The 22700-nt window shown below is 71.3% G+C and carries 19 protein-coding genes; 4 read left to right on the top strand and 15 right to left on the bottom strand.

Annotation, left to right across the window (positions count from 1 at the left end; all coding sequences use genetic code 11):
• Positions 1–141 precede the first annotated feature (141 nt).
• From ACZ5KV_RS01685 to ACZ5KV_RS01635, 11 genes are all read right to left on the bottom strand, one after another.
• Complete coding sequence (locus ACZ5KV_RS01685) at positions 142–894, bottom strand: histidine phosphatase family protein (protein ID WP_464240612.1); 753 nt, start codon at positions 892–894, stop codon at positions 142–144.
• Positions 891–2129 carry a DVU_1551 family NTP transferase gene (locus tag ACZ5KV_RS01680; RefSeq protein WP_464240611.1) on the bottom strand — a complete coding sequence of 413 codons (1239 nt, stop codon included), beginning with the start codon at positions 2127–2129 and terminating at the stop codon, positions 891–893. The genes ACZ5KV_RS01685 and ACZ5KV_RS01680 overlap by 4 nt, the downstream gene beginning before the upstream one ends.
• A complete protein-coding gene (locus ACZ5KV_RS01675; protein ID WP_464240610.1) occupies positions 2126–3184 on the bottom strand; it encodes an XdhC family aldehyde oxidoreductase maturation factor in 1059 nt (352 codons plus the stop codon). The genes ACZ5KV_RS01680 and ACZ5KV_RS01675 overlap by 4 nt, the downstream gene beginning before the upstream one ends.
• Positions 3181–4506, bottom strand: a complete 1326-nt coding sequence (locus tag ACZ5KV_RS01670; RefSeq protein WP_464240609.1) for a DVU_1553 family AMP-dependent CoA ligase — start codon at positions 4504–4506, stop codon at positions 3181–3183. Before ACZ5KV_RS01670 ends, ACZ5KV_RS01675 begins: the two co-directional genes overlap by 4 nt.
• 9 nt (positions 4507–4515) lie before the next feature.
• Positions 4516–5904 (bottom strand): radical SAM (seleno)protein TrsS, encoded by a 1389-nt coding sequence (trsS, locus tag ACZ5KV_RS01665; RefSeq protein WP_464240608.1) that lies wholly within the window; start codon positions 5902–5904, stop codon positions 4516–4518.
• On the bottom strand, positions 5901–6374 hold the full coding sequence (locus tag ACZ5KV_RS01660) for a DVU_1555 family C-GCAxxG-C-C protein (protein WP_464240607.1): 474 nt from the start codon (positions 6372–6374) through the stop codon (positions 5901–5903). The genes trsS and ACZ5KV_RS01660 overlap by 4 nt, the downstream gene beginning before the upstream one ends.
• Entirely contained in the window at positions 6371–7108 is a 738-nt protein-coding gene (gene trsM / locus ACZ5KV_RS01655) for a DVU_1556 family methyltransferase (protein WP_464240606.1), read from the bottom strand. The genes ACZ5KV_RS01660 and trsM overlap by 4 nt, the downstream gene beginning before the upstream one ends.
• The gene (locus tag ACZ5KV_RS01650) at positions 7105–7320 is read right to left on the bottom strand and encodes a DVU_1557 family redox protein (protein ID WP_464240605.1); all 216 of its coding nucleotides are present in this window, start codon (positions 7318–7320) and stop codon (positions 7105–7107) included. Before ACZ5KV_RS01650 ends, trsM begins: the two co-directional genes overlap by 4 nt.
• Positions 7317–9638 (bottom strand): pyridine nucleotide-disulfide oxidoreductase/dicluster-binding protein, encoded by a 2322-nt coding sequence (locus ACZ5KV_RS01645; protein ID WP_464240604.1) that lies wholly within the window; start codon positions 9636–9638, stop codon positions 7317–7319. The genes ACZ5KV_RS01650 and ACZ5KV_RS01645 overlap by 4 nt, the downstream gene beginning before the upstream one ends.
• A gap of 70 nt (positions 9639–9708) precedes the next feature.
• The gene (locus ACZ5KV_RS01640; protein WP_464240603.1) at positions 9709–12432 is read right to left on the bottom strand and encodes a molybdopterin-dependent aldehyde oxidoreductase; all 2724 of its coding nucleotides are present in this window, start codon (positions 12430–12432) and stop codon (positions 9709–9711) included.
• Positions 12433–12504: 72 nt separating this feature from the next.
• Positions 12505–13521, bottom strand: coding sequence for a molybdopterin-binding protein (locus tag ACZ5KV_RS01635; protein ID WP_464241791.1), 1017 nt, complete (start codon positions 13519–13521; stop codon positions 12505–12507).
• Between the two features lie 250 nt (positions 13522–13771).
• Here ACZ5KV_RS01635 and ACZ5KV_RS01630 point away from each other — a divergent pair, with 250 nt between their 5' ends.
• The gene (locus ACZ5KV_RS01630; RefSeq protein ID WP_464240602.1) at positions 13772–14125 is read left to right on the top strand and encodes a winged helix-turn-helix domain-containing protein; all 354 of its coding nucleotides are present in this window, start codon (positions 13772–13774) and stop codon (positions 14123–14125) included.
• A 141-nt stretch (positions 14126–14266) separates the two neighbouring features.
• Here the strand turns inward: ACZ5KV_RS01630 and ACZ5KV_RS01625 are convergent, their stop codons facing one another.
• The 4 genes from ACZ5KV_RS01625 to fdnG all read right to left on the bottom strand — a co-directional run bounded on the left by ACZ5KV_RS01625 (position 14267) and on the right by fdnG (position 19301).
• A complete protein-coding gene (locus ACZ5KV_RS01625) occupies positions 14267–14464 on the bottom strand; it encodes a hypothetical protein (RefSeq protein ID WP_464240601.1) in 198 nt (65 codons plus the stop codon).
• Positions 14465–14498: 34 nt separating this feature from the next.
• Positions 14499–15410, bottom strand: a complete 912-nt coding sequence (locus ACZ5KV_RS01620) for a formate dehydrogenase accessory protein FdhE (protein WP_464240600.1) — start codon at positions 15408–15410, stop codon at positions 14499–14501.
• Between the two features lie 77 nt (positions 15411–15487).
• Entirely contained in the window at positions 15488–16213 is a 726-nt protein-coding gene (locus ACZ5KV_RS01615; RefSeq protein ID WP_464240599.1) for a 4Fe-4S dicluster domain-containing protein, read from the bottom strand.
• Positions 16214–16268: 55 nt separating this feature from the next.
• Entirely contained in the window at positions 16269–19301 is a 3033-nt protein-coding gene (gene fdnG / locus ACZ5KV_RS01610) for a formate dehydrogenase-N subunit alpha (protein ID WP_464240598.1), read from the bottom strand.
• A 1114-nt stretch (positions 19302–20415) separates the two neighbouring features.
• Between fdnG and ACZ5KV_RS01605 the strand changes: the two genes are divergently transcribed.
• From ACZ5KV_RS01605 to ACZ5KV_RS01595, 3 genes are all read left to right on the top strand, one after another.
• Positions 20416–21213: an ABC transporter substrate-binding protein gene (locus ACZ5KV_RS01605; RefSeq protein ID WP_464240597.1), complete on the top strand. Its 798-nt coding sequence runs from the start codon at positions 20416–20418 to the stop codon at positions 21211–21213.
• Between the two features lie 80 nt (positions 21214–21293).
• Positions 21294–21953 carry an amino acid ABC transporter permease gene (locus ACZ5KV_RS01600; protein WP_464240596.1) on the top strand — a complete coding sequence of 220 codons (660 nt, stop codon included), beginning with the start codon at positions 21294–21296 and terminating at the stop codon, positions 21951–21953.
• A gap of 9 nt (positions 21954–21962) precedes the next feature.
• On the top strand, positions 21963–22685 hold the full coding sequence (locus ACZ5KV_RS01595; RefSeq protein ID WP_464240595.1) for an amino acid ABC transporter ATP-binding protein: 723 nt from the start codon (positions 21963–21965) through the stop codon (positions 22683–22685).
• Positions 22686–22700: the final 15 nt, after the last annotated feature.

The raw sequence follows: 22700 nt of genomic DNA, 5'->3' as shown, positions 1-22700 counted from the left end.
GGGCGGGGATTCCCCGCCCTTTTTTTGTGCCCGAAAGGGACCAAAGCGACGGGACCGGGCACCGTCTGGTCAGCCTGATGTGCCTTGGATTCGGGGTGGGGTTTCCGGCGGAATGGATGGGGGACCGGGGACGGCCCGGGCTCAGAGCAGCGGCGCCACGGCGGCGGGGGGCAGGTTGAAGGCCAGCAGGGTGAAGCCGCCGGGCCGGGGGCGCAGCAGCGTGGCGCGGGCGTGCAGGGGCTCCAGGCGGAAAAGGTGCTCCAGAGGCATGCCCAGGGCGTGGCAGAGCACGGCGCGGATGACCCCGGCGTGGGTCACGGCGACGACGGGGCCGGAGGGCGGCGAAGCGGCGAAACGCGCCGCTCCGGGCTCGAAGTGGGCCATGGCGTTGCCGGGGGCGCAGGCCGGAGCGATATCGGGAGCGGGGAGAGCCGGGGTTCGGGAACTTCTTTCTGCGGCCACCTGTGCCGTTTCCGTTTCCTTTGCCAGAGTTGTCAGCGTCGCCAGGGCCGCCAGGGCCCGGGCCTGGAGTTGGGCGAAGCTCTCGCCGCCCGGGGGGCGGAAGTGGGTGAAGTCGCGGCCCCGGGCGGCGTAGGCCGCCGGGTCGGCGGCGCGCACGGCTTCGCGGGGCTGGCCGTCCCAGGTGCCGAGGTCGATTTCGGCCAGCCCGGGCAGGGTGCCCACGGGCAGGCCCAGGGCTTCGGCCAGGGGCCGGGCCGTGGCCTGGGCACGGGCCAGGGGGCTGGCGAACACGGCGCGCGGCCGGGCCGGGGCCAGGGCGGCGGCCAGCGCCTCGGCCTGGGCCTGCCCGGTGGCGGACAGGGGCAGGTCCGTGCCGCCGATGAAGCGACCCTGGCCGCCCTGGGCTTCGGCGTGGCGCAGCAGCACGATCATGGCCGCCCCTCGCGTATGACATCCAGCAAATCCGGGGCTCCGGGGCCCAGCAGTTCGCGCACCCGGGCCGCCACGGCCAGGGCCCGGGCCTTGCGGCCCTCGATGGCCCGATGCACCTCGGGCTCATGGCCCCACTGGGCGATTTTTTCGTCGTAGCGCCGGGCCACGGGCACGGGTTCCTCGCCGCGCACGAGCTTGTCGGCCAGGAAGACGAGTTCGCGCTCTCCGGGCAGGACTCCGGGGGCCAGCTCCAGGTCGCGGTGGGCCGCCACCAGGGGCGCCAGGGCCGTGAAGCCCCAGGCCGCCAGCAGCCGCCCGCCCTCGGCCTCGTGGCGCTTGTGGCCCTTGGCCAAGTCGTGCAGCAGCCCCCCGGCCTCGGCCAGGGCCGGGTCCAGCGGCTCCGGGCGCTCCGGGGTGCCCAGGCGGGCGTTCAAGGCCCGGGCCAGGGCGGCGGCGGCCCGGCCCACGGCCCGGCAATGGGCCCGGGTGGCCTCGGGGGTGCCCGCCAGGGTCCAGAGCATGTCCACCTCCCCGGGCAGGGGCACGTGGCGCCGCGCGGCCAGGGCCGTGGCGCGCTCGTAGTCCCCGGGCTCGTCCAGGTCCATGAGCACGGCGGCGTCGGGCACGGGCACCTCGGTCACGGCCACGCCCGGCGCTTCGAGTACCGCGCGCAGGCCCCCTCGGGCCTGGGCGTCGTCGGGGCCCAGGATGGCCGGGATGAGCCGGGCGCGGATCGCGGGCGGGTGCCCGCGCTGGCCAGCGAAGCACGGCACGGCCCAGTCCGCGTCGCTCGCCGCCAGGGCGGCGGCCACGGCGCGGCAGGTGGCCGGACGGACCAGGGGCGTGTCCGCGGGCAACACGAAAAAGGCTTCGACCTCCGGCCCCAGGGCTGCCACGCCCGTGGTCATGGACCCGAACATGCCTTCGGCGTAGCGCGGGTTGTGCACCGGGCGGGCCCCGGCACGCCGGGCCAGGGCGGCCACGGCGTCGGCCTCGCGGCCCGTGACGACGACCACATCGGCGGCCCCGGCCTCGCGCAGGCAGGCCACGGCGCATTCGAGCACCGTGGCGTCGCCCAGGGGCAGGGCGGGCTTGAGCCGCCCCATGCGCGCGGACAGCCCGGCGGCGGGCACCACGGCGCCCAGGCGCAGGGGAGGGCGGGCCTCCGCCGCGTCTGCCGGAGCCGCCGGGTGCGGCGCGGACTGGCCGCCCGGTGCGCCCTGCGCGGGCTTCACTTGCCGCCCTCGGCCGCCGCGCGGCACTGCACCAGCTCGGCCACGATGCTCACGGCGATCTCCTCGGGCGTGCGCGCGCCGATGCTCAGGCCGATGGGGCAATGGCAGCGGGCGATGGCCGCATCGGGCACGCCCTCGTCGCGCAGGGCGGCGTACACGGCGTCGCGCTTGCGGCTGCTGCCGATCATGCCCACATAGCGCGCGGGGGTTTGCAGGGCGGCGGCCAGCACGGTCTTGTCGTGCAGGTGGCCCCGGGTGACGATGACCAGCGAATCGGCCTCGCCCACCTCCAGGCCGTCCAGGGCCCGGTCCATGGACGGCGGGACCAGCACGGCGTCGGCGTCGGGAAAGCGTTCGCGGTTGGCGAACTCGGTCCGGTCGTCCAGAACCACGGTGCGGAAGCCCGCGATGCGCGCCACCTGGGCCGTGGGCCGCGACACATGCCCGGCGCCGAAGATGAACACGGCGGGCTGCGGCGCCAGAGGCAGGGCCGCCAGGAGGCCGCCCGGGACGGGCAGCAGCCCGGGGCGGCCCGTGTTCTGGGCCGTGTCGCGCGCTCCGGCCAGGGCGGCGGGGTCGTGCCCCGGCCAGGACGGCGGCTGCTGCCCGGGGGCCAGGGCCGCCCGGGCCGTGGCGCGCAGGGCGCCTTCGGCGGGGCCTTCCAGGGCCGTGAGCAGCGTCGCGCGCCGTCCCCGGCGCAGGGCGTCGTCCAGGGCGGCGAAGGCCGGGGCGTCGGCCGGGCCCAGGCGTTCCAGCAGTACGGTCACCCGTCCGCCGCAGACCATGTCGGCCTTGGCGGCCAGGTCGTTGTCCAACTCGTGGCGCTGCACGCACGCCGCCGCCGGACCCCGGGCGAACAGCTCCCGGGCGGCACGCATGGCCCGGGCCTCCAGCAGGCCGCCGCCCACGGTGCCCTCGATGCTTCCGTCGGGCCGCACGGCCATCATGGCCCCGGCCCCGCGCGGGGTGGAGCCGCTGCTGGAGACGATGGTCGCCAGCACGAGGTCCCGGCCCGCTTCCAATGCCGTGCGCACGGCGCGCAGGCAGTCGTTCATGACGTTTCTCCGTTGGTTGGTCCGTTGTCCGCCTTGTCGTCCGTTGTTCCGGGGGCCGGAGGCATGGCCCGTTTGGCGAAGCCCGGGGCGATGCGCCCGTCGCGCGCGGCCACGCGGATATCGGCGCGCGAGGCGTTCCAGGGGGGGGCCGCCAGGGCGGCGGCCACGGCCCGCGCGGGGCTTTGGGCGCCGGGCGCGAGATACAGGTCCAGTCGCCATGCCCCGGGGCGCGGGCCCCGGCTCAAGGCATAATCCAGGACGCCCGCAAGGGCCAGCACTGCGGCGTCCAGGGTGGCGCGGCCCGGGCCGCTCCCGGCCCCCAGCCGTCCCGGCACGGTGTCCAGCCGCCGCAGGGGGCTGGCGCAGGGGCAGGCCCCGGGCAGGATGCGCCCGGCGTCGCCGCTGCGGTAGCGGATGAGCGGCATGGCCCGGCGGCCCAGGGTGCTGATGATGATTTCGCCCCACTGGCCGTCGGCCACGGGCGCGCCCGTGGCCGGGTCGGCGATTTCGACCAGCAGGTCGGCCTCGCGCAGGTGCATGCCCGGGCCCCGGCCGCAGGAGACGGCGCCGCCCAGGCCGGTTTCCGTCATGCCCCAGTGCTCGTGGACGGCGCAGCCCAGCAGGGCCTGCACGCGCGCGGCCAGGCCTTCGGGCAGCGCGTCCCAGCACATGAGCACCCGGCGTACCTGCCCGGGAGGCACTCCCCGCGCCGCCGCCAGGCGCGCCAGGGCGTGGACGTGCACCGGCGTGCCCACCAGCACCCGGGCGCCGGAATGCTTCAGCACGTCCAGCGCGGCGGGCACGTTCCACGGCTCGGGGCAGCACAGGCAGCGCGCGCCCAGTGCTTCCACGCCCCGGGTCAGCAGCCGCCCCACGCCGTCCTCGCCGGCTCCGGGCAGCAGGGCCAGGACCACGTCCCCCGGGGCGGCCAGCAGTTCCATGCCGTGGCGGAAAAAGTCCACTGTGGCGTCCAGGTCGGCCCGGGTGAAGAACAGGCGCTTGGGCGCGCCCGTGGAGCCCGAGGAGGCCAGGGTCACCACCCGGGCCACTTCGTCCTGCGAGGTACACAGCAGCCGTTCGGGCGCCGCGCGCAGGGCCCGGGCCTCCAGGCGCGGCAGGCGGGCGAGGTCCGCCGGGGCGCGCAGGGCGGCGGGGTCCACCCCGGCCAGATGTTCGCGGTAGAAGGGGCTCTCGCGCCGGGCCAGGGCCACGGTTTCGCGCAGGCGGGCCATCTGCCACGCGGCGAGTTCCTCCCGGCCGGGGGGCGGGCCCTGGGCCGGGAGGCCCATGCGCCGGTTCAGCCAGCGGTCAAGGGCGTGCATGGCCGGGCCTCATGGGCGGATGGGGTGCGGGGCCTCGCGCCGGGCGCTGGTGGCCCTGTGCAGCGGCGTGCCGTCCGTGGCCGTGAGGTTGTAGGCGCAAAAGGGCACCAGCCGCCCGTCGGGCGCGGCCACGTGGATGCAGCAGCCGCGCAGGCGCTCCAGGTCCAGGGTCCAGGCGTCCTGGAAGGCCATGGCCGACACGGCGAAGATATGCGTGCGCGCCCGGGCCAGGAAGCGGTCCAGGTCGTCGGCGGGCCCGGCCATGGGCAGGGCCGCGCCCCGGGGGGCGGCCCACTGGCGGGCCACGTAGGCCTTGGCCTTGTCCGCGCCCTCGGCGGCGGGGCGCGGCGCGCAGCAGTTGCCGCCCCCGCGCGACAGGCGCGTCAGGCCGCCGTCTTCGCCCACAAGGTAACTGGCGTTGAAGGAGCACAGGGCGTGCTCGCAGCCCGGGGGCGAGAAGTCGGCGGCGTGGACCAGCCCTGCGGTTTGGGCCTCCAGCGCGGTCATGACCTCGGGCAGGGTGATGCGCGCGGTTTCGGCCGGGGGGGCCGGGGAGCCCGGGTGGCGGCCGAAGTAGCTCACGGGCTGGAAATGCACCCCGCGCACCCCCGGGGCCCGCTCCACGCCCAGGCGCAGGATGGCGCCCAGCTCGGCGTCGTTGACCCCCGGCACCACCGTGGGCACCAGCACCACGCCCACCCCGGCCCGCGCCAGGGCCTCGATGGCCGCGAGCTTGTCCTCCAGCAGGGGGCGCCCGCGCAGGGCTTCGTAGGGGCCCTGGGTCACGCCGTCGAATTGCAGGAAGGCCGAGTCCAGCCCGGCGGCGGCCAGGGTCTCGGCGTAGCCGTCCTCGCGGGCGATGCGCAGGCCGTTGGTGTTGAGCTGCACGAAGGGAAAGCCCGTGGCCTTGGCCTGGGCCACCAGGGCGGGCAGGTCGTCGCGCACCGTGGGTTCGCCGCCCGAAAGCTGGATGTTGCACGGCCCGGACTGGCGCATGATGCCCTCCAGCAGCCGGGCCACGGCCCCGGGAGCCGGGTCCGGGCGTGGAGCCTCGCCCGCGCTGGCAAAGCACAGCGGGCAGGCCAGGTTGCAGCGCCAGGTGACCTCCACCAGGGCCGTGCAGGTGTGTTGGCCGTGGTCCGGGCACAGGCCGCAGTCGTAGGGGCAGCCCCGGGCCCGGGGCGTGGCGGGCGCGGCGGGGGGCGAGGGCGTCTTGGGCCGCAGCCAGCCCGCGAAATCCGGAGCCCCGCGCCATATGGGCGTGGAAAACTCGCCGTGCCGCGGGCAGGTCTTCACCAGTCGGGTCTGGCCGCCCACGGTTTCGCGCCGGGCCGGGACGACTTCCAGGCAGACGGGGCAGACGCTGGCCGTGGGTTGCGGGGCATCGGGAGCGCTCATGCCGGACGGCCCAGGGTCGGGTCGATGCCGTTTTCGGCCAGCAGGTCCATGGTTCGCTCGAAGGTCTCGGCCACGATGGCCCCGCATACGGCGCGGTCGGGGGCCGTGCAGTCGCCGCCGGTGATGGCCCCGCAGCTCACGCCGCCGTGGCGCGCACCGACGGTCTCGCGGAACCAGTCGTTGAGTTCGGCCAGCATCAGCGGCAGGCGGTCGTGGGGTTCCTCCCCGGCCTGACCCCGGCCCGCGTGCAGCCCGAGCACCAGGGCCGCCCCGGTCAGGGCGCCGCAGGGCCCGGCGCAGTCGCCCGCGCCCAGGCACAGGCCCTGGGCCGCGCGCACCAGGTCGGGGTTGTCGCGGCCCAGGTCCTCCAGGGCCAGGAGTACGAAAATCTGGGCGCAGCAGAAGCCCGCACCCGCCAGCCGCGCCATGCGCAGGGGCGTTTCGCCCATCATGCCCATCGTGTCTGTCATGTCGGTCCTCCGGGTTTACGGGCCAGGAGCAGAAAATAGCCGCGCCGCGCCGGGCAGGCCGGGGCCGCGCCGCCGAAGGCCAGCCGTGCCGCCAGCTCCCGGGCCAGGGCGCCGTGGTCCTCCACGGCGAAGGGGTCGAGTCCGGCGGCGCGCACCAGGGCCGCGACCTCGGCCACCGTCCTGGCTCCGGTGGCGCAGGAGGGGGGCGCCTGCTCTCCGGGTTCCTCAGGGGTTTCGATCCCTCCCGTCCCTTCGACCCGGGGCGCGCCCGGGGGCAGGCAGAGGTCCGCCAGGGCCAGCACCCCGCCCGGGGTCAGCACGCGCGCGAACTCGCCCAGGGCCGCCGCCGGGTCGGGCACCAGGGACAGCACGCATTCGCACAGCACCAGCCGTTGGCTGCCCGCGCGCACGGGCAGGGCTCCGGCTGCGGCGCGCATGAGCGGGAGCCCGGGCTGCACCGGGGCGTCGAGTTGCCCGGGGTCCGGGTCCAGCCCCACGGCCCGGGCGCCGTGGCGGCTGCGCAGCCGGGCCACGCTGGCACCGCCGCCCGCGCCCACGTCCAGCACGGGCCAGCCCGGCAAGAGCCCGGCCAGGGCCACGGCGCGCTCGGTCAGTGCGAAGCCTCCCGGGCGCAGGGTCGGCCCGGTGACGGCACGCAGGGCCGGGTCGCGCCACGAGGGCCCGGCGCAGGGGGCCGCCGGAGCGCTGTTTCGGGGCGCGGCCTCGTGGCTCATTTGTCCTCCAGCAGCTTTTCCACTTCGAGCATCTTGCCCAGGGCCAGGTCCTCGGGCACCAGGGTCAGGTCGCAGGCCGTGCAGCGCGGCAGCTCGACCTCGAAGCGGCTGCCCATGTATTCCAGCACCGCCGGGGCCATGACCAGGGGCTGGCCGCAGGCCGTGCAGCGCCAGTCCGAATAGTCGCCGTCCAGAACCTTCATGGTGCTCATGACCGGCCTCCCATGATCTGCATGCGGTGGCTCCAGGCCTTGTGGACCACAAAACCCCCCGCGTCGTCGGGTTCGTATTCCACCCAGTAGGTCACCGGGCCGGGCTGCAGGCTGGCCAGATGGCGGCCCGTGGCGGCGTTGACCATGGCCCGGCCCGTCTCGCGGGCGTGGAGGATGACCTTTTGCAGGTCGGTGACCAGGATGCGCCGGTCCTCCATGGCCCGGGCGGCTTCGGGGGCGAGGGTCAGGGCCACGGCCTCGTGGGCCGGGCGCGGGCCGGGCTCCTCGGCCCACAGGCCGCGCAGCAGCGCCTCGCGCAGGCGTACGCGGTTCTCGCGCCGGGCGGAGTGCCCGGGGGCGGGGCGGGCCGCCGGGTCGGGCGCCTCGCCCGGGGCCAGCAGGTCCAGCAGGTGCAGGGCGCGCTTGCCCGCGCGGGCCAGCATGTCGCGGCACATGGCGCAGGAGGTGACGAAATCCTCGCTGGCCGCCCGGGCGCGCCGGGCGGCGACCTCGGCGCCCAGGGCGGGGTTGGCGGCGTCGAGCAGGCCGCCGAAGCCGCAGCACTCGGTGTATTCGCCCGTGAGGACGGGCTCCACGGTCTCGCGGCCCAGGGCGTGCAGCAGGTCGCGCACGGCTTGGCGCTGGGGCGTGTCGTGGCGCGAGGCACAGGGGTCGTGCACGGCCAGGGCGGAGCCCGGGGCCGGGGCGGGGGCGGCGTGCCGGGTCAGGGCCTCCCACAGGGTGCCCACCCGGGCCTCGGGCAGGGCCCGGCGCAGGGTCAGGGCGCAGGTCGGACAGGCGGCCACGAGTTCCGGTCGGCCCAGGGCCTGCCAGTCGGCGCGCAGGGCCTCGCCAACCTGGGTGAACAGGGCCTCGCGCCCGGCCCAGTGCGCCGGGGCGCCGCAGCAGCGCAGCAGCAGCCCCGTGGGCCCGGGCAGGGCGCTGCGCAGCAGGGCGTAGGCCCGCTCGACGGCCCCGGGGTCCGAGGCCGCAAGCTGGCACCCGGGGAAGAAGGCGAAGGCGCTGGCCGTCTCGCCGGGGGCGTGGCGGGCCAGGGTGCAGTCCGGCCCGCAGGCCTGGGCCATGTCGTCCAGGGCGAAGTCGTGGGCCGAGGGCGGCATCTTGCCGCGCGCCACCATGTCGCGCCGCGCCGTGAGGCACAGTTCGCCCATGTCGAAATCCTCGGGGCAGATGGCCTCGCACAGGCCGCAGACCATGCACGAGTTGATCATGGTGTTGGCCTGGCGCATGCCCATGACGATGGAGGCGTTGTTGTAGATCTGGCGCGCGTAGACCTTGGGGTAGCCCTTGTAGTGCTCCAGGTAGGCGCACTGGCGCACGCACTGCATGCACTGGCAGCGCAGGCAGCGCCCGGCTTCTGCCCGGGCCCAGGCGGCATCGGGGCCGTCCGGGGGCGGGGGCGGCGGAGCCAGGGGCGCCACGCCCGTCAGGTCCGTGGACAGGCGCGACTCGAAGGCTCCTTCGCGTTCGCGCCCGGCCGTGAGGGACGCGCCCTGGGTGAAGCGCTCGATGGAGTTGGCCGCGCGCCGCCCCAGGGCCGCCAGCAGCACCGGGGACGGCGCCGCTCCGGCCGGAGCCCCTGCCGGAGCGGCGGGCAGGGGTGCGGCGAACAGACCCAGGCGTGTGGTGCCCAGAGTCAGGGCGTCGGGCTCGCCCACGCCCAGGGCTGCGGGCGGCAGGGCTTCTGGGTCGGCGAACACTGCGTCCATGCCCTCGGGCAGGGCGCCGGGGTCGTCTTCGCGCCCGGCCATGGCCGGGGTGGGCTCGGCGCCCGTGCGCAGGGTCACACCCATGCGCTCCAGGGCGGCCAGGGCCTCGGCAAGCACGGCCCCGGGCAGTTCGTCGCCGTGGCGGTCCAGCAGTGCGCGGCCCGGCTCGCGGGCCGCCAGGGTCACGGCGTAGCCCTTTTTGGCCAAGTCCCAGGCGCAGGTCAGCCCGGCCAGCCCGCCGCCCAGCACCAGGGCGGCCTTGCCCCGGGCGGGCAGGGGCCGCACGGGCGGGGTGCGCGTGGCGGCCCGGGCCAGGAAGCGCTCCAGCGCGCCCATTTCCACGGCGCCGCCGAGCCCGGCGCGCAGGCAGGCGGCCTTGCAGGGCGCGTCGCAGATGCGGGCCATGACCCCCGGCAGGGGCAGGGTGCGGCAGGCCGTGGCCCAGGCGGCGTCCACCTTGCCCCCGGCCAGGGTCTCGCACAGGCCCCGGGCGTCCAGGTGCAGCGGGCAGGCCGCCTGGCAGCGCGGGGGTTCCTCCTGGGTGCAGCGGGCTTCCCACTGGCGCAGTTCCGTCTGGTCCATGCCCATGGCGGCCTCCGAAAAAGACGGCGGCGGCCCTGCGGCAAACCGCAGCGCCGCCGCCTGTTTATCCAGTTGCTTACGCCTTGGCCTTCAGCCCGGCAAGCACCTTCTCCGGCAGGGCCGGAAGGGCGGTGATGCGCACGCCGCAGGCGTTGTAGATGGCGTTGATGATCGCCGGGTGCGGGGCGCACAGCGGAATCTCGCCGACGCCGGAGGCGCCGAAGGGACCATCGGGGCGCGGGCTCTGCACGTAGATGATCTCCATGTCGTCGGGGATCTGCTTGATGTACGGGAACCCGGCGCCGACCATGGTCGAGTGCTTCTTGATGTCCTCGTAGTCCTCGGACAGGGCAAGGCCGATGCCCTGGGCCATGCCGCCGTAGATCTGGCCGTCGGTGACCAGGACGTTGTTCACCTTGCCGATGTCGGCCACCATGGTCATCTTTTCCACGGAGGTCTTGCCGGTGGCCAGTTCCACGGCGACCTCGGCCATGAACAGGCCGTACATGTAGCAGCAGAACGGGCTGCCCTGGCCGTTGGCGTCGCAGTCGCGGGCCGGGGCGGTGAACTTGCCGCTGTGGCGCACTTCCAGGCCCTCGGCCTTCATCTCGTCATAGGTGCGGAAGGAGCCGTCGGGCTTCTTCATGGCGGCGATGAGCACTTCGCAGGCGTTCTTGGTGGCCTGCCCGGTCATGACCTGGGAGCGGCTGCCGCCCGCGGGGCCCGCGTTGGGCGCCTTGCTGGTGTCGTTCATGACCAGATGAATCTTGTCCGGAGCGATGCCGAGCGGGCGCAGGGCCTCGTGGGCCGTGCCCAGGGAGCCCATGTCCGCGCCCTGGCCGTGGTCTTCCCAGCAGGTGTAGATGGTCACGCTGCCGTCGGGGTTCAGTTCGGCGTCCACCTGGGAGGAGTCGGGGCCGTCCAGGCCCGAGCCGTACACGCCGATGGCGATGCCCACACCGCGCTTCACGGCGTCGGTGGAGGCGGCGGCGGCGCGCTTTTTGGCTTCCGCATACTTGGGCCGCAACGTGTCGATCATCTCGGGCAGGGAGTAGACTTCGGGGTCCTGGCCCGTGGGCGTGGTCGAGCCCTTGCGGTAGACGTTCTTGTAGCGCAGCTCCAGCGGGTCCATGCCCAGCTTTTCGGCCAGTTCGTCCATGAGCACTTCGGAGGGGAACTCGGCCTCGGGGCCGCCGTAGCCGCGGAAGGCCGCGCCCCAGGCGTGGTTGGTGCACACGGTGCGGCCCTCGCCGCGGATGGCCGGGATGTCGTAGCCCGCGCCGATGAATTGGGCGCCGCGCAGGGTCAGCAGGTCGCCGAACTCGGAGTAGGGGCCGTGGTCCACGGTCCAGTCGCTTTCCATGCCCAGGAGCTTGCCGTCCCTGGTGGCGGCCATGCGCACGGAGGTGAACTGGGGCGAGCGCTTTCCGGTGTAGGTCTGCTGCTGGTACCAGGTGTAGTTGAGGAACACGGGCCGCCCGGTGGCCAGGCAGGCCGCGCCCACCAGGGCTTCCATGGTCGGGCTGAACTTGTAGCCGAAGGTGCCGCCCGTGGGGTTCTGGACCATGACGATCTTGTCGGCCTCGAGGCCCAGGCCCGGGGCGATCATGTACAGGTGCAGGTGCAGGCCGATGGACTTGGAGTGGATGACCAGCCGGCCTTCCTCGTCGAGGTAGGCGAAGCCCGTGTCGGGCTCGATGGGCATGTGCGGCTGGCGGGAGGTGAAGTAGTCGCCCTCGACCACCACGTCGGCCTTCTCGAAGATGGGCGCGGTGTCCTCGCCCTTGGCGATCTTCTGGATGTAGTAGACGTTGGGCGTGCCGGGGTGGATTTCCATGGCATCCTCGGCCATGGCCGCCTGGGCGCTCATGTATTCGGGCAGCTGCTCCAGCTCGACGCGGACCTTGGCCACGGCGGCCTGGGCGTTGGCGGCGGTGTCGGCGCAGACGATGGCGATGGCGTCACCGTACTGGAAGACCTTCTCGTCGCACAGGATGGGCCGGTCCCAACCGTCGCCCTTGTTGGTCGGGAAGGTGATCAGCCCGGTGATGCGGTTCTTGCCCTTCACGTCCTTGTGGGTCACGACCTTGAAGACGCCGGGCATCTTCTCGGCTTCGCTGGTGTCGATGGACAGGATTCTCGCGTGGGAGACCTCGGCCTGGACCAGGGCGCAGTGCAGGCTGCCGGGGGGCAGGCGCAGGCCCATGTCCGCGCCGAAGTCCCACGTGCCGGTGACCTTGGCCACAGCCGTGGGCCGGGGGTACTTGGTGCCCCAGATGCGTCCGTCCTCGGGAATCTTGAACAGCAGGTCGTCGGCGCTCATGTCGCCGCGCATGACGGCGGCGGCGTCCATCACCGCGTCGACCAGCGGCTTGTAGCCGGTGCAGCGGCAGGCGTTGCGGTGCTTCTGGAACCAGTCGCGCACTTCCTCGCGGCCGGGGGCGGGGTTGGCTTCCAGCAGGGCGTAGGTGGAGACGATGAAGCCCGGCGAGCAGAAGCCGCACTGGGCGCCGCCGTGGGCGATCCAGGCCAGTTGGATGGGATGGAGCTGGCCGGGGGTGCCGATGCCTTCCAGGGTCAGGATTCTGGAGCCCGAGGGCACGCGGTTCATCTTGCGCGTGCAGGAGCGGACCAGTTTGCCGTCCATGTACACGGTGCACGCGCCGCACTGGCCCGTGCCGCAGCCGACCTTGACGCTGGTCAGCCCGAGGCCCTCGCGCAGATACTGGACCAGGGTGCTGTCCGGGTCGGCCAGCACCATGCGGTCCACGCCGTTGACGTTGAGAGTCAGCCTGAGCATGGGTGTTCCCCTCCTTGAGGTCTGGGGTGGTTTGCCGATATGGCCTGCGCCCCGCCCGGGGCGCGGTCGTGCCTATTTGCCGAATGGACACACGGGGTAGCGGCATTCGGGGCACCCGGCGCAGAAGCCGCCGTGGCCCAGGGCCGTGATGTCCTCGCGCCGGGGCCGCTCCCCGGCCAGGATGCGCGGCACCACCAGGTCGAAGATGCTCGCCCGGTGGTACATGACGCAGCCCGGCAGGCCCACGATGGGCACGTCGCCCTTGTAGGCCAGCATGAACATGACGCCGGGAAAGGTCGGCGCGCCGTAGGTGACGACCTCGGCGCCCGTGGCGCGGATGGCCGCCGGGGTCTGGTCGTCGGGGTCCACGGACATGCCGCCGGTGACCACGACCATCTGCGCGCCCTCGGCCAGGAAGGCCTCGATGGCCGCGCAGGTGGCCCGGGGGTCGTCGCCCACGAAGCGCTGGCCGGTCACCGTCGCGCCCAGAGCGCCGAATTTCTTGCGGATGACCGGGCCGAACTTGTCCTGGATGCGCCCGGTGTAGACCTCGTTGCCGGTGGTGACCACGCCCACGGCCAGCGGCCGGAAGGGCTTGATCCGGACCACCGGCCCGCACTCGGCGCAGATGGCCTCGACCTGGGCGATCTTGGCTTCGTCGATGACCAGGGGCACCACGCGGGTGCCGGCCACGTCGCGCGGGGCGGTGATCTGCTGGCCGGTGTGCAGCGTGGCCAGCACCACCTCTTCGATGGCGTTGATGCGCTCCAGGGCCTGGACGTTGACGCACAGCAGGCCCGGCTCGGCGCGCAGGTTGATGCGCCCCTCGCACACGGGGGTCAGGGTCAGGCCGGGCCCTGCGGCGGCGCGGGCGATGCGCTCGGCGGCTTCGTTTTCGTGGAGCTGCCCGGGTTCGAGGTTCAGGACGTAGATGTGTTCCTTGCCGATTTCCAGCAGCGGCCCGATGTCGTCGCGGGTGACGACATGGCCCTTGCGGAAGGCCGGGCCCTTGTATTCCCCGGGGACGATGCGGGTCATGTCGTGACAGAGCACCATGCCCACCGCCTCTTGGACCGGGACCGATTTCATCATGCGCATACCCCCTGGGTCGCACGTTGCGCGTTCCCCGGGCCGCCCCGAATCCGGCCCGGCTTCCCTGGGGCATTATGCTCTGTCGGGCATAATGCCTTTTGTGCTTAGTTGAGCATGACAACCGAGGCAGGTCAAGAGGGAACCCCTGTGCAAATGGCTCGGTATAGAAGAGTTCCCAGCACCGCGGGAAACTGCTAGGGTCGGGCCTCGTCGCGCAGACTGGCGCGGGCCGGAGGGCAGGGAACGCATGGAGAAGCTGCAACCGAGGATGCGGGTCAAGATTTGGCTGGAGCACGAGGACAAGCTGGTCTTCGGGCCCGGCTGCGCCATGCTGCTGCGCGAGATCGAGCGCAGCGGCTCCCTGTCCGGCGCGGTGAGGAACCTGGGCATGTCCTACCGGGCGGCCTGGGGGCACATCAAGAAGGTCGAGCAGAACCTGGGCCGCGACCTGGTGGTCAAGACCGGGGGCAACAAGGGCGGCTACAGCCTGTCCGACGAAGGGCTTCGGCTGCTCGAAGCCTACGAGGCCTGGCTGCGCGCCGTGCAGGACAACGCCTTCGAGCTGGCGGGGGAACTCTTTCCCTGGGCCGTGCGGCGCTAGCGGGCCGCGGGCGGACGGCCCCGGCGCTTCGGCGCAGAAAATTCAGGCCCGCGCAGGTGACGACACTGCGCGGGCTTGAGTTTTTGGGCGTTGTTCCGCCATGGCCGGACGACCGGCCCAAGACGCGGCGCCGACGGGCAGCTAGGGCTTGGCCTCGGCCCGGGCGTCCAGGCAGTCCTTCACGGCCGCTTCCCACTGCGGGGTGTAGCGGGCCTTGTGGTGTTCGTCGGCCTGGGCGCGGCATTGGAGCAGCGCGTCGTCTTCGGCGCCCGGCGCGCCGAAGGTCGCGCAGCCGGACAGCAGCAGGGCCGCCAGGGCGGCGGCGATCAGGGTTCGCATACTCTCCTCCAGGCGGGCGGGCCGCCGTGTGGGCTCAGGGGGCCAGTTTGTTCCAGGCCGTGCGGGCCACCGGGGTGAAGCCGTCGCGCTGCATGACCATGTCCATGGGCAAAAGCCCCAGGGCGGCCACGTCGGGCACCGGTTCCTCCGTGGCGCCCGAGGCGTCGCAGGTCGCCAGGTAGTGGTTGCACTTGCGGCACAGGTCGGCCCGCTGCTCGGTGTGCTCCCGGGGGTGGAAGTACTCCAGGGTGCCGTGCTCCTCGTTGCCGCAGTGGGGGCAGGCGTGGCGCTTGAAGCGCCAGCGGCTGGCGCACTGCGAGCAATGCAGCCAGCGCTGGCCGCCGTGCTTCTTCAGGTACGGGTCGTCCTGGCCGGAACTGCTCAGGATGGCCAGCCCGGGCAGGGCGCCGCACACGGGGCAGTAGCCCCGGCCCCAGGCGCCCAGGGTCGCCGCGCGGGCCACCTCGACGCCGACGACTTCGAGCACGGGCCGCAGGACCAGGGTCGCGGCCAGGGTCAGGGTCCGCACGCCCACTTCCTTGGGCCGGACCCGTTCCAGGGCGGCCTCGTCGCCCTGGATCAGGGCTTCCATGAGCGCCGCCGGGTCCATGGCGTCGGATTCCAGCGCATACATGAGCCTGCGCAGTTCTTCGGACACGCCGGGGAAGGACTGGGCCATGACCGGCAGCATGCGCCGCGCCGAGGCCAGGAAGGCCAGGGCGTAGTCGCCCAGGGGCGCGTCCACGAAGCGGGGCAGCCCCCGCGAAAGACGCTGGGCGTCGGGCTCCACCGGGGTCATTCCGGCGGCGCGCAAGGCGGCCCGGGTCTTGGCCAGCTCGGTGAACAGCGGCTCGAAGGCGTCGAGCAGCCCGCCCAGGGAGGCGTTGTCGGCGCGCAGGCGCTCGGCCCAGGTGTGCAGGTTCTCCAGTTCCTCGTTTCGATTCATGATACCTGCCTTGTGGAGTGGCGGCGGGAAAACCCCGGAAGGCCTTCCCGCCGCCGTCAGGTGGAGGTGTATCCAGATTATGCGCGGCCGAGTCGGGTCAGGGGCCGGCCCAGCCGGGCAAGCATCTGCTTGCGGTTCATGGGCGAGACCTGGGCCACGGCGTTCTTGTGCAGCCGTGCGGGCTCGTCGGCCAGCAGGTAGATCACCGACACGTCGTCGGGGTCGGCCAGCGACGCGTTGGGAAACTCCTTGAGCACGACCTTCAGGCGCTCCTGGGCCATGGCCAGGATGTCGTCGTACTCGCCGAAGTGCATGGCGCCCATGGCGCAGGTCTTGACGCACATGGGCACGCGGCCGTTCTTCACGCGGTCGATGCACATGTCGCACTTGGAGACCAGCCCGGTGCCGCTGTCGCGGCGCGGGATGTCGTAGGGGCAGGCGTGGCGGACCTCCTCGAACTCCTCGGGGGTCAGGTGCCTGGTCAGGTCGGTGTAGAGCACCGCGCCGGTGTCCTCGTCCTGCACGATGGCGCCGGGCACGTAGTCCTCGGCGGTGAACAGGCAGGGCGGCTGGACGCAATGGCGGCACTGGTCCGGGAAGAAGTACCAGCGGATGACGCCATCGATGAGGTGCTCGCTGAAACGCACGAGCTTGTAGTTGAAGGGGTTCAGATCCGGGGGGTTCTGGTGCGTCCCGGTCTGGCGGGTCTTCAGGGCGGGCAGGTTGTGCCATTCCTTGCAGGCGACCTGGCAGCCCCGGCACGCCGTGCAGCGCGTGGTATCGACGAAGAATGCCTTGGGCATGTCCGACTCCTTGGTGGTCCGCCGGGCGGGAGCTCCCTCCCGCCCGGCGCGTTGGCTACAGTTCGGTCACCTTGTCGGCCTTGCGGATGTTCACGAGGCTGACCTTGTACTCCGGAATGGTCGTGTTGGGGTCGCCCACGGCGGGGGTCAGCCGGTTCACGGCGTCACCGCACTTGGGCGTCATCCATCCGAAGCAGAAGGGCATGCCGATCTCGTGGACGATCCGGCCTTCCACAGGCAGCGGGCGCATCCGTACCGTGACCATGGCCACGGCCTCGACGCGGCCGCGCGCACTTTCCACCACCACCACGTCGCCGTTGGCGATGCCCTTCTCCTCGGCCAGCTCGGGCGACATCTCCACGTACTGCTGGGGCTCGGCCTCAAGCAGCACGGGGGTGTTGCGCGTCTCGCCGCCGCCGCACCAGTGCTCGGTCAGACAGTACGTCGTGAGCACGATGGGGTAGCGGCTGTCGGCGGGCTTGGCCAGCGGGTCGGCGTCGCTCTTCATACGCTTCATGCACGGGTTGCTGAGCTGGCCCGAGAACGGGTTCTTGGCCAGCGGGGTTTCGGCGGGCTCGTAGTGCTCGGGCAGCGGCCCGTCCAGGCGGCCGGGGCCGTAGAGCTGGCCGTAGCCGTCGGCGGACATGATGAAGGGCAGCTTGCCCTTGCCGCTGGCCATGGGCGGCCAGCCGCCGTCGGGCACGTCGCCGACCCACTTGCCGTCCTCCCAGGCGATGACCGGCTTGGCCGGGTTCCACGGCTTGCCGTTGGCGTCCACGGAGGCGCGGTTGTAGAGCACGCGACGGTTCATGGGCCAGGCCCAGGCGAAGTTCGGGAACAGCCCGATGTTGGCCTGCATGGGCGTCTGGCTCAGGTCGCGCCGCTTGGCGAGGTTGCCGGAGTCGAGGTACGAGCCGCTCTGAATCCAGGAGGAGCAGGCCGTGGCGCCGTCGGCCGTGAGGTTGGCGAAGCCCGGCACCTGCTGGCCCTTCTTGTAGGCCACCCCGTTCACCTCCACGTCGCGCGTGAACCAGCCGTTGTTGCGCTTGGCGATCTGCTCGGGGTCGTAGGCCTGGGGCCAGTCGTGGGTCAGGAGCTGCTCGGGGAAGGCCCCGGGTTCCTCGCGGTAGAGCTTGCGCACGGCGTTCATGATGTCCACCACCATGGCGCCCAGGGGGCGGCTCTCGCCGATGGGCTGCTGGGCCATGTAGTGCCACATGAGCCAGCGGCCGGAGTTGGTGATGCTGCCTTCCTTCTCGCCGCGCTGGGCGCTGGGCAGCAGGAAGACCTCGGTGCCGATGTCGGACGGGTTCATGCCCGGGCCGTGCCAGAAGTCCGAGGTTTCGGTGTGGTGCAGTTCGCCGACGACCAGCCAGTCCAGGTTGGACAGGGCGCGCCGGGTCTTGTGCGTGTTGGGCGCGCTCTGGGCCGGGTTGGTGCCGAAGACGAAGCCGCCGCTGATCTGGCCCTTGTACATCCGGTCGAAGAGGTACATGAGCGAGTAGTCGCCGTGCTCGTCCAGGCGCGGAAGCAGGCCGTAGCAGAACTCGTTCTCCTCGGTGGCCCTGTCGCCGAACCAGGACTTGAGCAGGCTGGCCATGTACTTGGGCCGGTGTTGCCACCAGTTGGCGCTCTGCGGGTCGCTGGACTTGGGCGTGTTGGCCTTGTTGTAGTCCGCCAGGGTCGGCCAGTTGGCCTGGACCATGGGCAGGTAGCCGGGCAGGATGTGGTAGAGCAGGGCATGGTCCGTGGAGCCCTGGACGTTGGGCTCGCCGCGCAGGGCGTTGATGCCGCCGCCCGCCACGCCGATGTTGCCCAGCAGGAGCTGCACGATGGCCGCCAGGCGGATGTTCTGCACGCCCACGGTGTGCTGGGTCCAGCCCAGGGCGTACATCATGGTTCCGGCCTTGTCGGGGGCGCCCGTGGCCGCGAAGGCCTCGTACACGCGCATCAGGTTCTCGCGCGAGACGCCGGTGGTGCTGGACACGCGGTCCACCGTGTAGCGGCCGTAGTGGGCGCGCATGAGGTTCAGCACGCAGCGCTTGTTCTTGAGGGTCGTGTCGCGCCGGGGCATGCCGTTCTCGTCGCGCTCGAAGGCCCAGTTGCTGCGATCGTAGCGGCCGGTCTTCTTGTCGAAGCCGGAGAACATGCCGTTGGAGAAGGAGAACTTCTCGCTCACGATGCAGGCAGCGTTGGTGTACTGGACGACGTATTCGTGGAAGAACTTGTCGTTGTCCAGGATGTACTTCACCATGCCGCCCAAAAAGGCGATGTCGGTGCCCGAACGCAGGGGGACGTGGAAGTCGCTGCGCGCGGAGGTTCTGGAGAATTTGGGATCGACATGCATCACCACCGCGCCCTTCTCCTTGGCCTTGAGGACCCACTTGAAGGAGATGGGGTGGTGCTCCGCCGCGTTGCTCCCCATGATGAGGATGGCGTTGGCGTGTTCGATGTCAGTCCAGTGGTTGGTCATCGCGCCGCGTCCGAACGACTCTGCCAGAGCCGGTACAGTGGCGCTGTGTCAGATACGTGCCTGATGGTCGATATGGACGACCCCCAGGCCTCGGAGCATTTGGTGCGAGACGGAACACTCCTCGTTGTCCATCTGCGAGGTGCCGAGTTGGAAAATGGATTCCACGCGGTTGATGGTCTGGCCCTTGTCGTTGACGGTCCTGAAGTCGCGGTCGCGGGTGTCCTTCACCAGACGGGCGATGCGCGAAAGGGTCCAGTCCCAGTCCTTTTCCTCCCACTGCACGGAGCCGGGGGCGCGGTACAGGGGCTTGGTCAGCCGGTGTTCGTTGACGTGCATGCTGAGCAGCGCGGCGCCCTTGGCACACAGCGCGCCCTGGCTCACCGGGTAGTCCGGGTCGCCTTCCACGTTGACCACCGTGCCGTCCTTCACGTGCATGAGCACGTTGCAGCAGCACGAGCAGAACGGGCAGATGGAAATGACCTCCCTGGCACCGTCGATCTTCATCGCGTAGGCGTGTGCCGCGACGGGCTGCAGGTCCAGGCCGAGTTGGCCCAGGGTCAGCCCCACGGCCCCGGCTCCCGCGACCTTGAGGAAACTTCGCCTCGAAATGTCCATAGGATCCCTCCGTCTGGTTGCGCGGTTTGCGGGTTTCCCGCGCGCCGCATTATGCTTTGAGAGGCATATTGAAAAATGTGATCGCTCCCCGCGCTGCCGCGCGGCGGGCGCCGCCATGGGCGGGGCCCGTTCCCTCCGGGGCCGCTGGGCCGGTTCCGGAGGTTCTTGTCTAGTGTCCTAAAGATGGGAGGCCATGGCGTCAAAGAAAGCTGCGTTGCGCATTTTTTTGCACAGAAAATGGGTCATGTTCACATATAACATACTGTATTAAAAAATAATATGTATCGCCAAGCGTTGCTGGAGAACCTGTCGGTCCGGCGCGCCAGGAGTGCCCCGGGGGCGCTGGGGGAGCCTTTGTCGCGTTTTGCCGTGAACGCATAACATGTTGTTTTTTTGTCTGTTGAAGGGCAGGCGAGGCGCCATGCGGCAAGAGGTTTGCCTCAGGAGCGCACCGCTCCCCGTTAAAGGAAAACTTTTTATGCTGTTTGCGGCAAGGAAAGCGTCAGGCGGGCCTTGTTTTGGCGTTCCGCGTCCAGGCGAAGCCGCCATGGGGCCGGGCGCGGGGCTTTTGTGCGTGCCCCGGCGCCCTGGCTGCGCGGGGATGACGGCCGGAGACACTCCCCCTGGCAACTGCGGGCCGACGGTGGCGCGGTTCCCGGGAAGGCGGCGCGTGCCCGGCGCGCCGCGCTTTCTTTTTTTTGCGTGATGTGACGCCAGCTCTGTAACGATTTCATGACTGCGAATAACGGTCTTTGTCTGATTCTCATTTTTGAGGCTGAAAAATAAAATGATTCAAGTCGGAAGAAGGTTGTAATGCAATGGGCGCACGTCGATTTGACGTGGCGCCTGTTTCCCGCTATACAATGGCGATGATCGCGTCGGGTTTTCAGGATTGAGATGCCTGTTTTTTCATCTCTCCGCGAATCCGCTTCCTGATTTTTTGCCCGATTCAGGCGCATGAGTGGCGTTGCGGCATGGGCCGCCGCGCCGCGCGCCGTCCTCCGTTCGCCCCGCTTCGCCGTTCGTCCGCCGCCTGGTCCGCGCCGTCTTGTGCCGTGCCCGGCGGTCCGGTCCGCCGGGGCGCCGCGCGAATCCGCAACCCAAGGAGCAGCCCATGCCGACTTTTACCAAACGACTGCGCACCCTGCCGCTGCTGGCCGCGTGCCTGCTGATGCCTCTGCTGCTGGCCGGATGCGGCCAGGAACCCCGGAACGCCCTGGAGCGCGTCAAGGCCGCCGGGGAGATCAGCTTCGCCATGAGCGGCGGCTATCCGCCGTTCAATTTCTACAACGAAAGCAATGAGCTGGTCGGCTTCGACGTGGACGTGGCCCGCGAGGTCGCCGGGCGCCTGGGCGTAAGCCTCAAGCCTGTGACCACCGAGTGGAGCGGCATCATCGAGGGCCTGCGCGCCGGGGCCTACGACGGCATCCTGGGCAGCATGGCCATCACCGACGAACGGCTGAAGGTCGTGGATTTCTCGGTGCCGTACTACTATTCCGGCGCGCAGCTCCTGGTGCGCGAGGACGCGGCCTTCGGCGCGCCCGGCGACCTGGCCGGACGCACGGTCGGCCTGGTCACGGGCACGACCTTCGAGGGCGACGCCCAGGCCCTGGGCGCGGGCGAGGTGCGCCTGTACAAGGACGACACCCAGACCCTGCTGGAGCTGGACAACGGGGTGGTGGACGCCGTGATCACCGACCGCGTGGTCGGCATCGGGGCCATGAACAGCGGCAAGTTCGCCATCCGCCTGCTGGGCGGCCCCCTGCGCAGCGAGGACATCGGCGTGGCTTTCCGCAAGGACGACGGCGCCCTGCGCGACGCGGTGAACACCGCCCTGGCCGCCATGCACGCCGACGGCACGCTGACGGAGCTGTCCATGAAGTGGCTCGGGGTGGACGTTTCCGTCCGCTAGGCTTCCCGGGCGGGGCGGCGCGCGCCGCCCCGCCGCTTTCCGTTTCGCCGCCTCCTTCCCCTCAGTCCAAGGACACAAGCATGCACTACGACGTTTCGGTGCTCGCGCACTATTTCCCCTTTTTCCTGCCCGCCGCGTGGATGACCCTGCAGGTCACCGTGCTGGGCATCGCCCTGGGCCTGGCCCTGGGCCTGGGCACGGCCTTCCTCAGCCTGTCGCCGCGCCTGGCCCTCAGCGGCCCGGCCCGGCTGTACATCTACGTCATTCGCGGCACGCCGCTGCTGCTGCAACTGCTGTTCATCTACTACGGCCTGCGCGGGGTGCTGGGGCTGGCGGCGGTGCCCTCGGCGGTTCTGGCCCTGGGCGTGCACAACGGAGCCTACATCGCCGTCATCTTCGCCGGGGCCATCCGCTCCATCTCCGGCGGGCAGATGGAGGCCGCGCGCTCCCTGGGCATGACCCACGCCCGGGCCATGCGCCGGATCATCCTGCCCCAGGCCCTGAAGCGCGCGGTACCGCCCCTGGGCAACCAGTTCATCATCGCCCTCAAGGATTCGTCCCTGGCCAGCACCATCACCATCAACGAGCTGCTGCTCAAGTCCCAGCAACTGGCCTCCAGCAACTTCATGATGATGGAGATGCTGACCATCGCCGCGTTGTTTTATCTGTTCTATACCGGGCTGTTCACGGTGCTCTTCCGCAGGGTGGAGCGCCGCCTGGAGGCCGGGGGCTACGCCTAGGAGGGCGCCATGATCGAAATTCGCGGCCTGCACAAGTATTTTGGCGACAACCACGTCCTGCGCGGGGTGGACATGACGGTGGACCAGTCCGAGGTGGTGGTGGTCATCGGCGCCAGCGGTTCGGGCAAAAGCACGCTCTTGCGCTGCGTGAACAAGCTGGAGCGCTTCCAGAAGGGCGAGGTGCGCATCCGGGGCAAGGTCGTGCCCGAGGACGAGCGCGCCCTGAACCGCATGCGCACCCACGTGGGCATGGTTTTTCAGCATTTCAACCTGTTTCCGCACATGACGGTGCTGGGAAACGTCATGGAGGGCCCGGTGCAGGTCAAGGGCGTGCCCCGGGCCCAGGCCCGCAGGACGGGCCTGGCCTACCTGGAAAAGGTCGGCCTGGCCGACAAGGTGGACGCCTACCCCGGGCAGCTTTCCGGCGGGCAGAAGCAGCGTGTGGCCATCGCCCGGGCCCTGGCCATGGAGCCCGACGCCATGCTCTTCGACGAGCCCACCAGCGCCCTGGACCCCGAACTGGTGGGCGAAGTGCTGGCCGTCATGCGCGAACTGGCCGCCGAGGGCATGACCATGATCGTCGTGACCCACGAGATGGGCTTCGCCCGCGAGGTGGCCGACACCGTGTATTTCATGGACGAGGGCGTGGTGGTGGAGCAGGGCCCGCCCGAGCGGATTTTCGAGAACCCCGGGCAACCCAGGACCCGCGAGTTTCTCGCGCAGATTCTCTAGGCTGCCCCAACCCGA

It is taken from the genome of Desulfocurvus thunnarius (assembly GCF_055390965.1).
The sequence above is the reverse complement of the archived record's forward strand: the minus strand, read 5'-3'. Positions and strand labels throughout refer to the sequence as shown.

Coding starts and splice junctions, on each gene's coding strand:
- ACZ5KV_RS01685 (WP_464240612.1), bottom strand. CDS start 894: ATGATCGTGCTGCTGCGCCACGCCGAAGCCCAGGGCGGCCAGGGTCGC.
- ACZ5KV_RS01675 (WP_464240610.1), bottom strand. CDS start 3,184: ATGAACGACTGCCTGCGCGCCGTGCGCACGGCATTGGAAGCGGGCCGG.
- ACZ5KV_RS01670 (WP_464240609.1), bottom strand. CDS start 4,506: ATGCACGCCCTTGACCGCTGGCTGAACCGGCGCATGGGCCTCCCGGCC.
- trsS (WP_464240608.1), bottom strand. CDS start 5,904: ATGAGCGCTCCCGATGCCCCGCAACCCACGGCCAGCGTCTGCCCCGTC.
- ACZ5KV_RS01660 (WP_464240607.1), bottom strand. CDS start 6,374: ATGACAGACACGATGGGCATGATGGGCGAAACGCCCCTGCGCATGGCG.
- trsM (WP_464240606.1), bottom strand. CDS start 7,108: ATGAGCCACGAGGCCGCGCCCCGAAACAGCGCTCCGGCGGCCCCCTGC.
- ACZ5KV_RS01650 (WP_464240605.1), bottom strand. CDS start 7,320: ATGAGCACCATGAAGGTTCTGGACGGCGACTATTCGGACTGGCGCTGC.
- ACZ5KV_RS01645 (WP_464240604.1), bottom strand. CDS start 9,638: ATGGGCATGGACCAGACGGAACTGCGCCAGTGGGAAGCCCGCTGCACC.
- ACZ5KV_RS01640 (WP_464240603.1), bottom strand. CDS start 12,432: ATGCTCAGGCTGACTCTCAACGTCAACGGCGTGGACCGCATGGTGCTG.
- ACZ5KV_RS01635 (WP_464241791.1), bottom strand. CDS start 13,521: ATGAAATCGGTCCCGGTCCAAGAGGCGGTGGGCATGGTGCTCTGTCAC.
- ACZ5KV_RS01630 (WP_464240602.1), top strand. CDS start 13,772: ATGGAGAAGCTGCAACCGAGGATGCGGGTCAAGATTTGGCTGGAGCAC.
- ACZ5KV_RS01625 (WP_464240601.1), bottom strand. CDS start 14,464: ATGCGAACCCTGATCGCCGCCGCCCTGGCGGCCCTGCTGCTGTCCGGC.
- ACZ5KV_RS01620 (WP_464240600.1), bottom strand. CDS start 15,410: ATGAATCGAAACGAGGAACTGGAGAACCTGCACACCTGGGCCGAGCGC.
- ACZ5KV_RS01615 (WP_464240599.1), bottom strand. CDS start 16,213: ATGCCCAAGGCATTCTTCGTCGATACCACGCGCTGCACGGCGTGCCGG.
- ACZ5KV_RS01605 (WP_464240597.1), top strand. CDS start 20,416: ATGCCGACTTTTACCAAACGACTGCGCACCCTGCCGCTGCTGGCCGCG.
- ACZ5KV_RS01600 (WP_464240596.1), top strand. CDS start 21,294: ATGCACTACGACGTTTCGGTGCTCGCGCACTATTTCCCCTTTTTCCTG.
- ACZ5KV_RS01595 (WP_464240595.1), top strand. CDS start 21,963: ATGATCGAAATTCGCGGCCTGCACAAGTATTTTGGCGACAACCACGTC.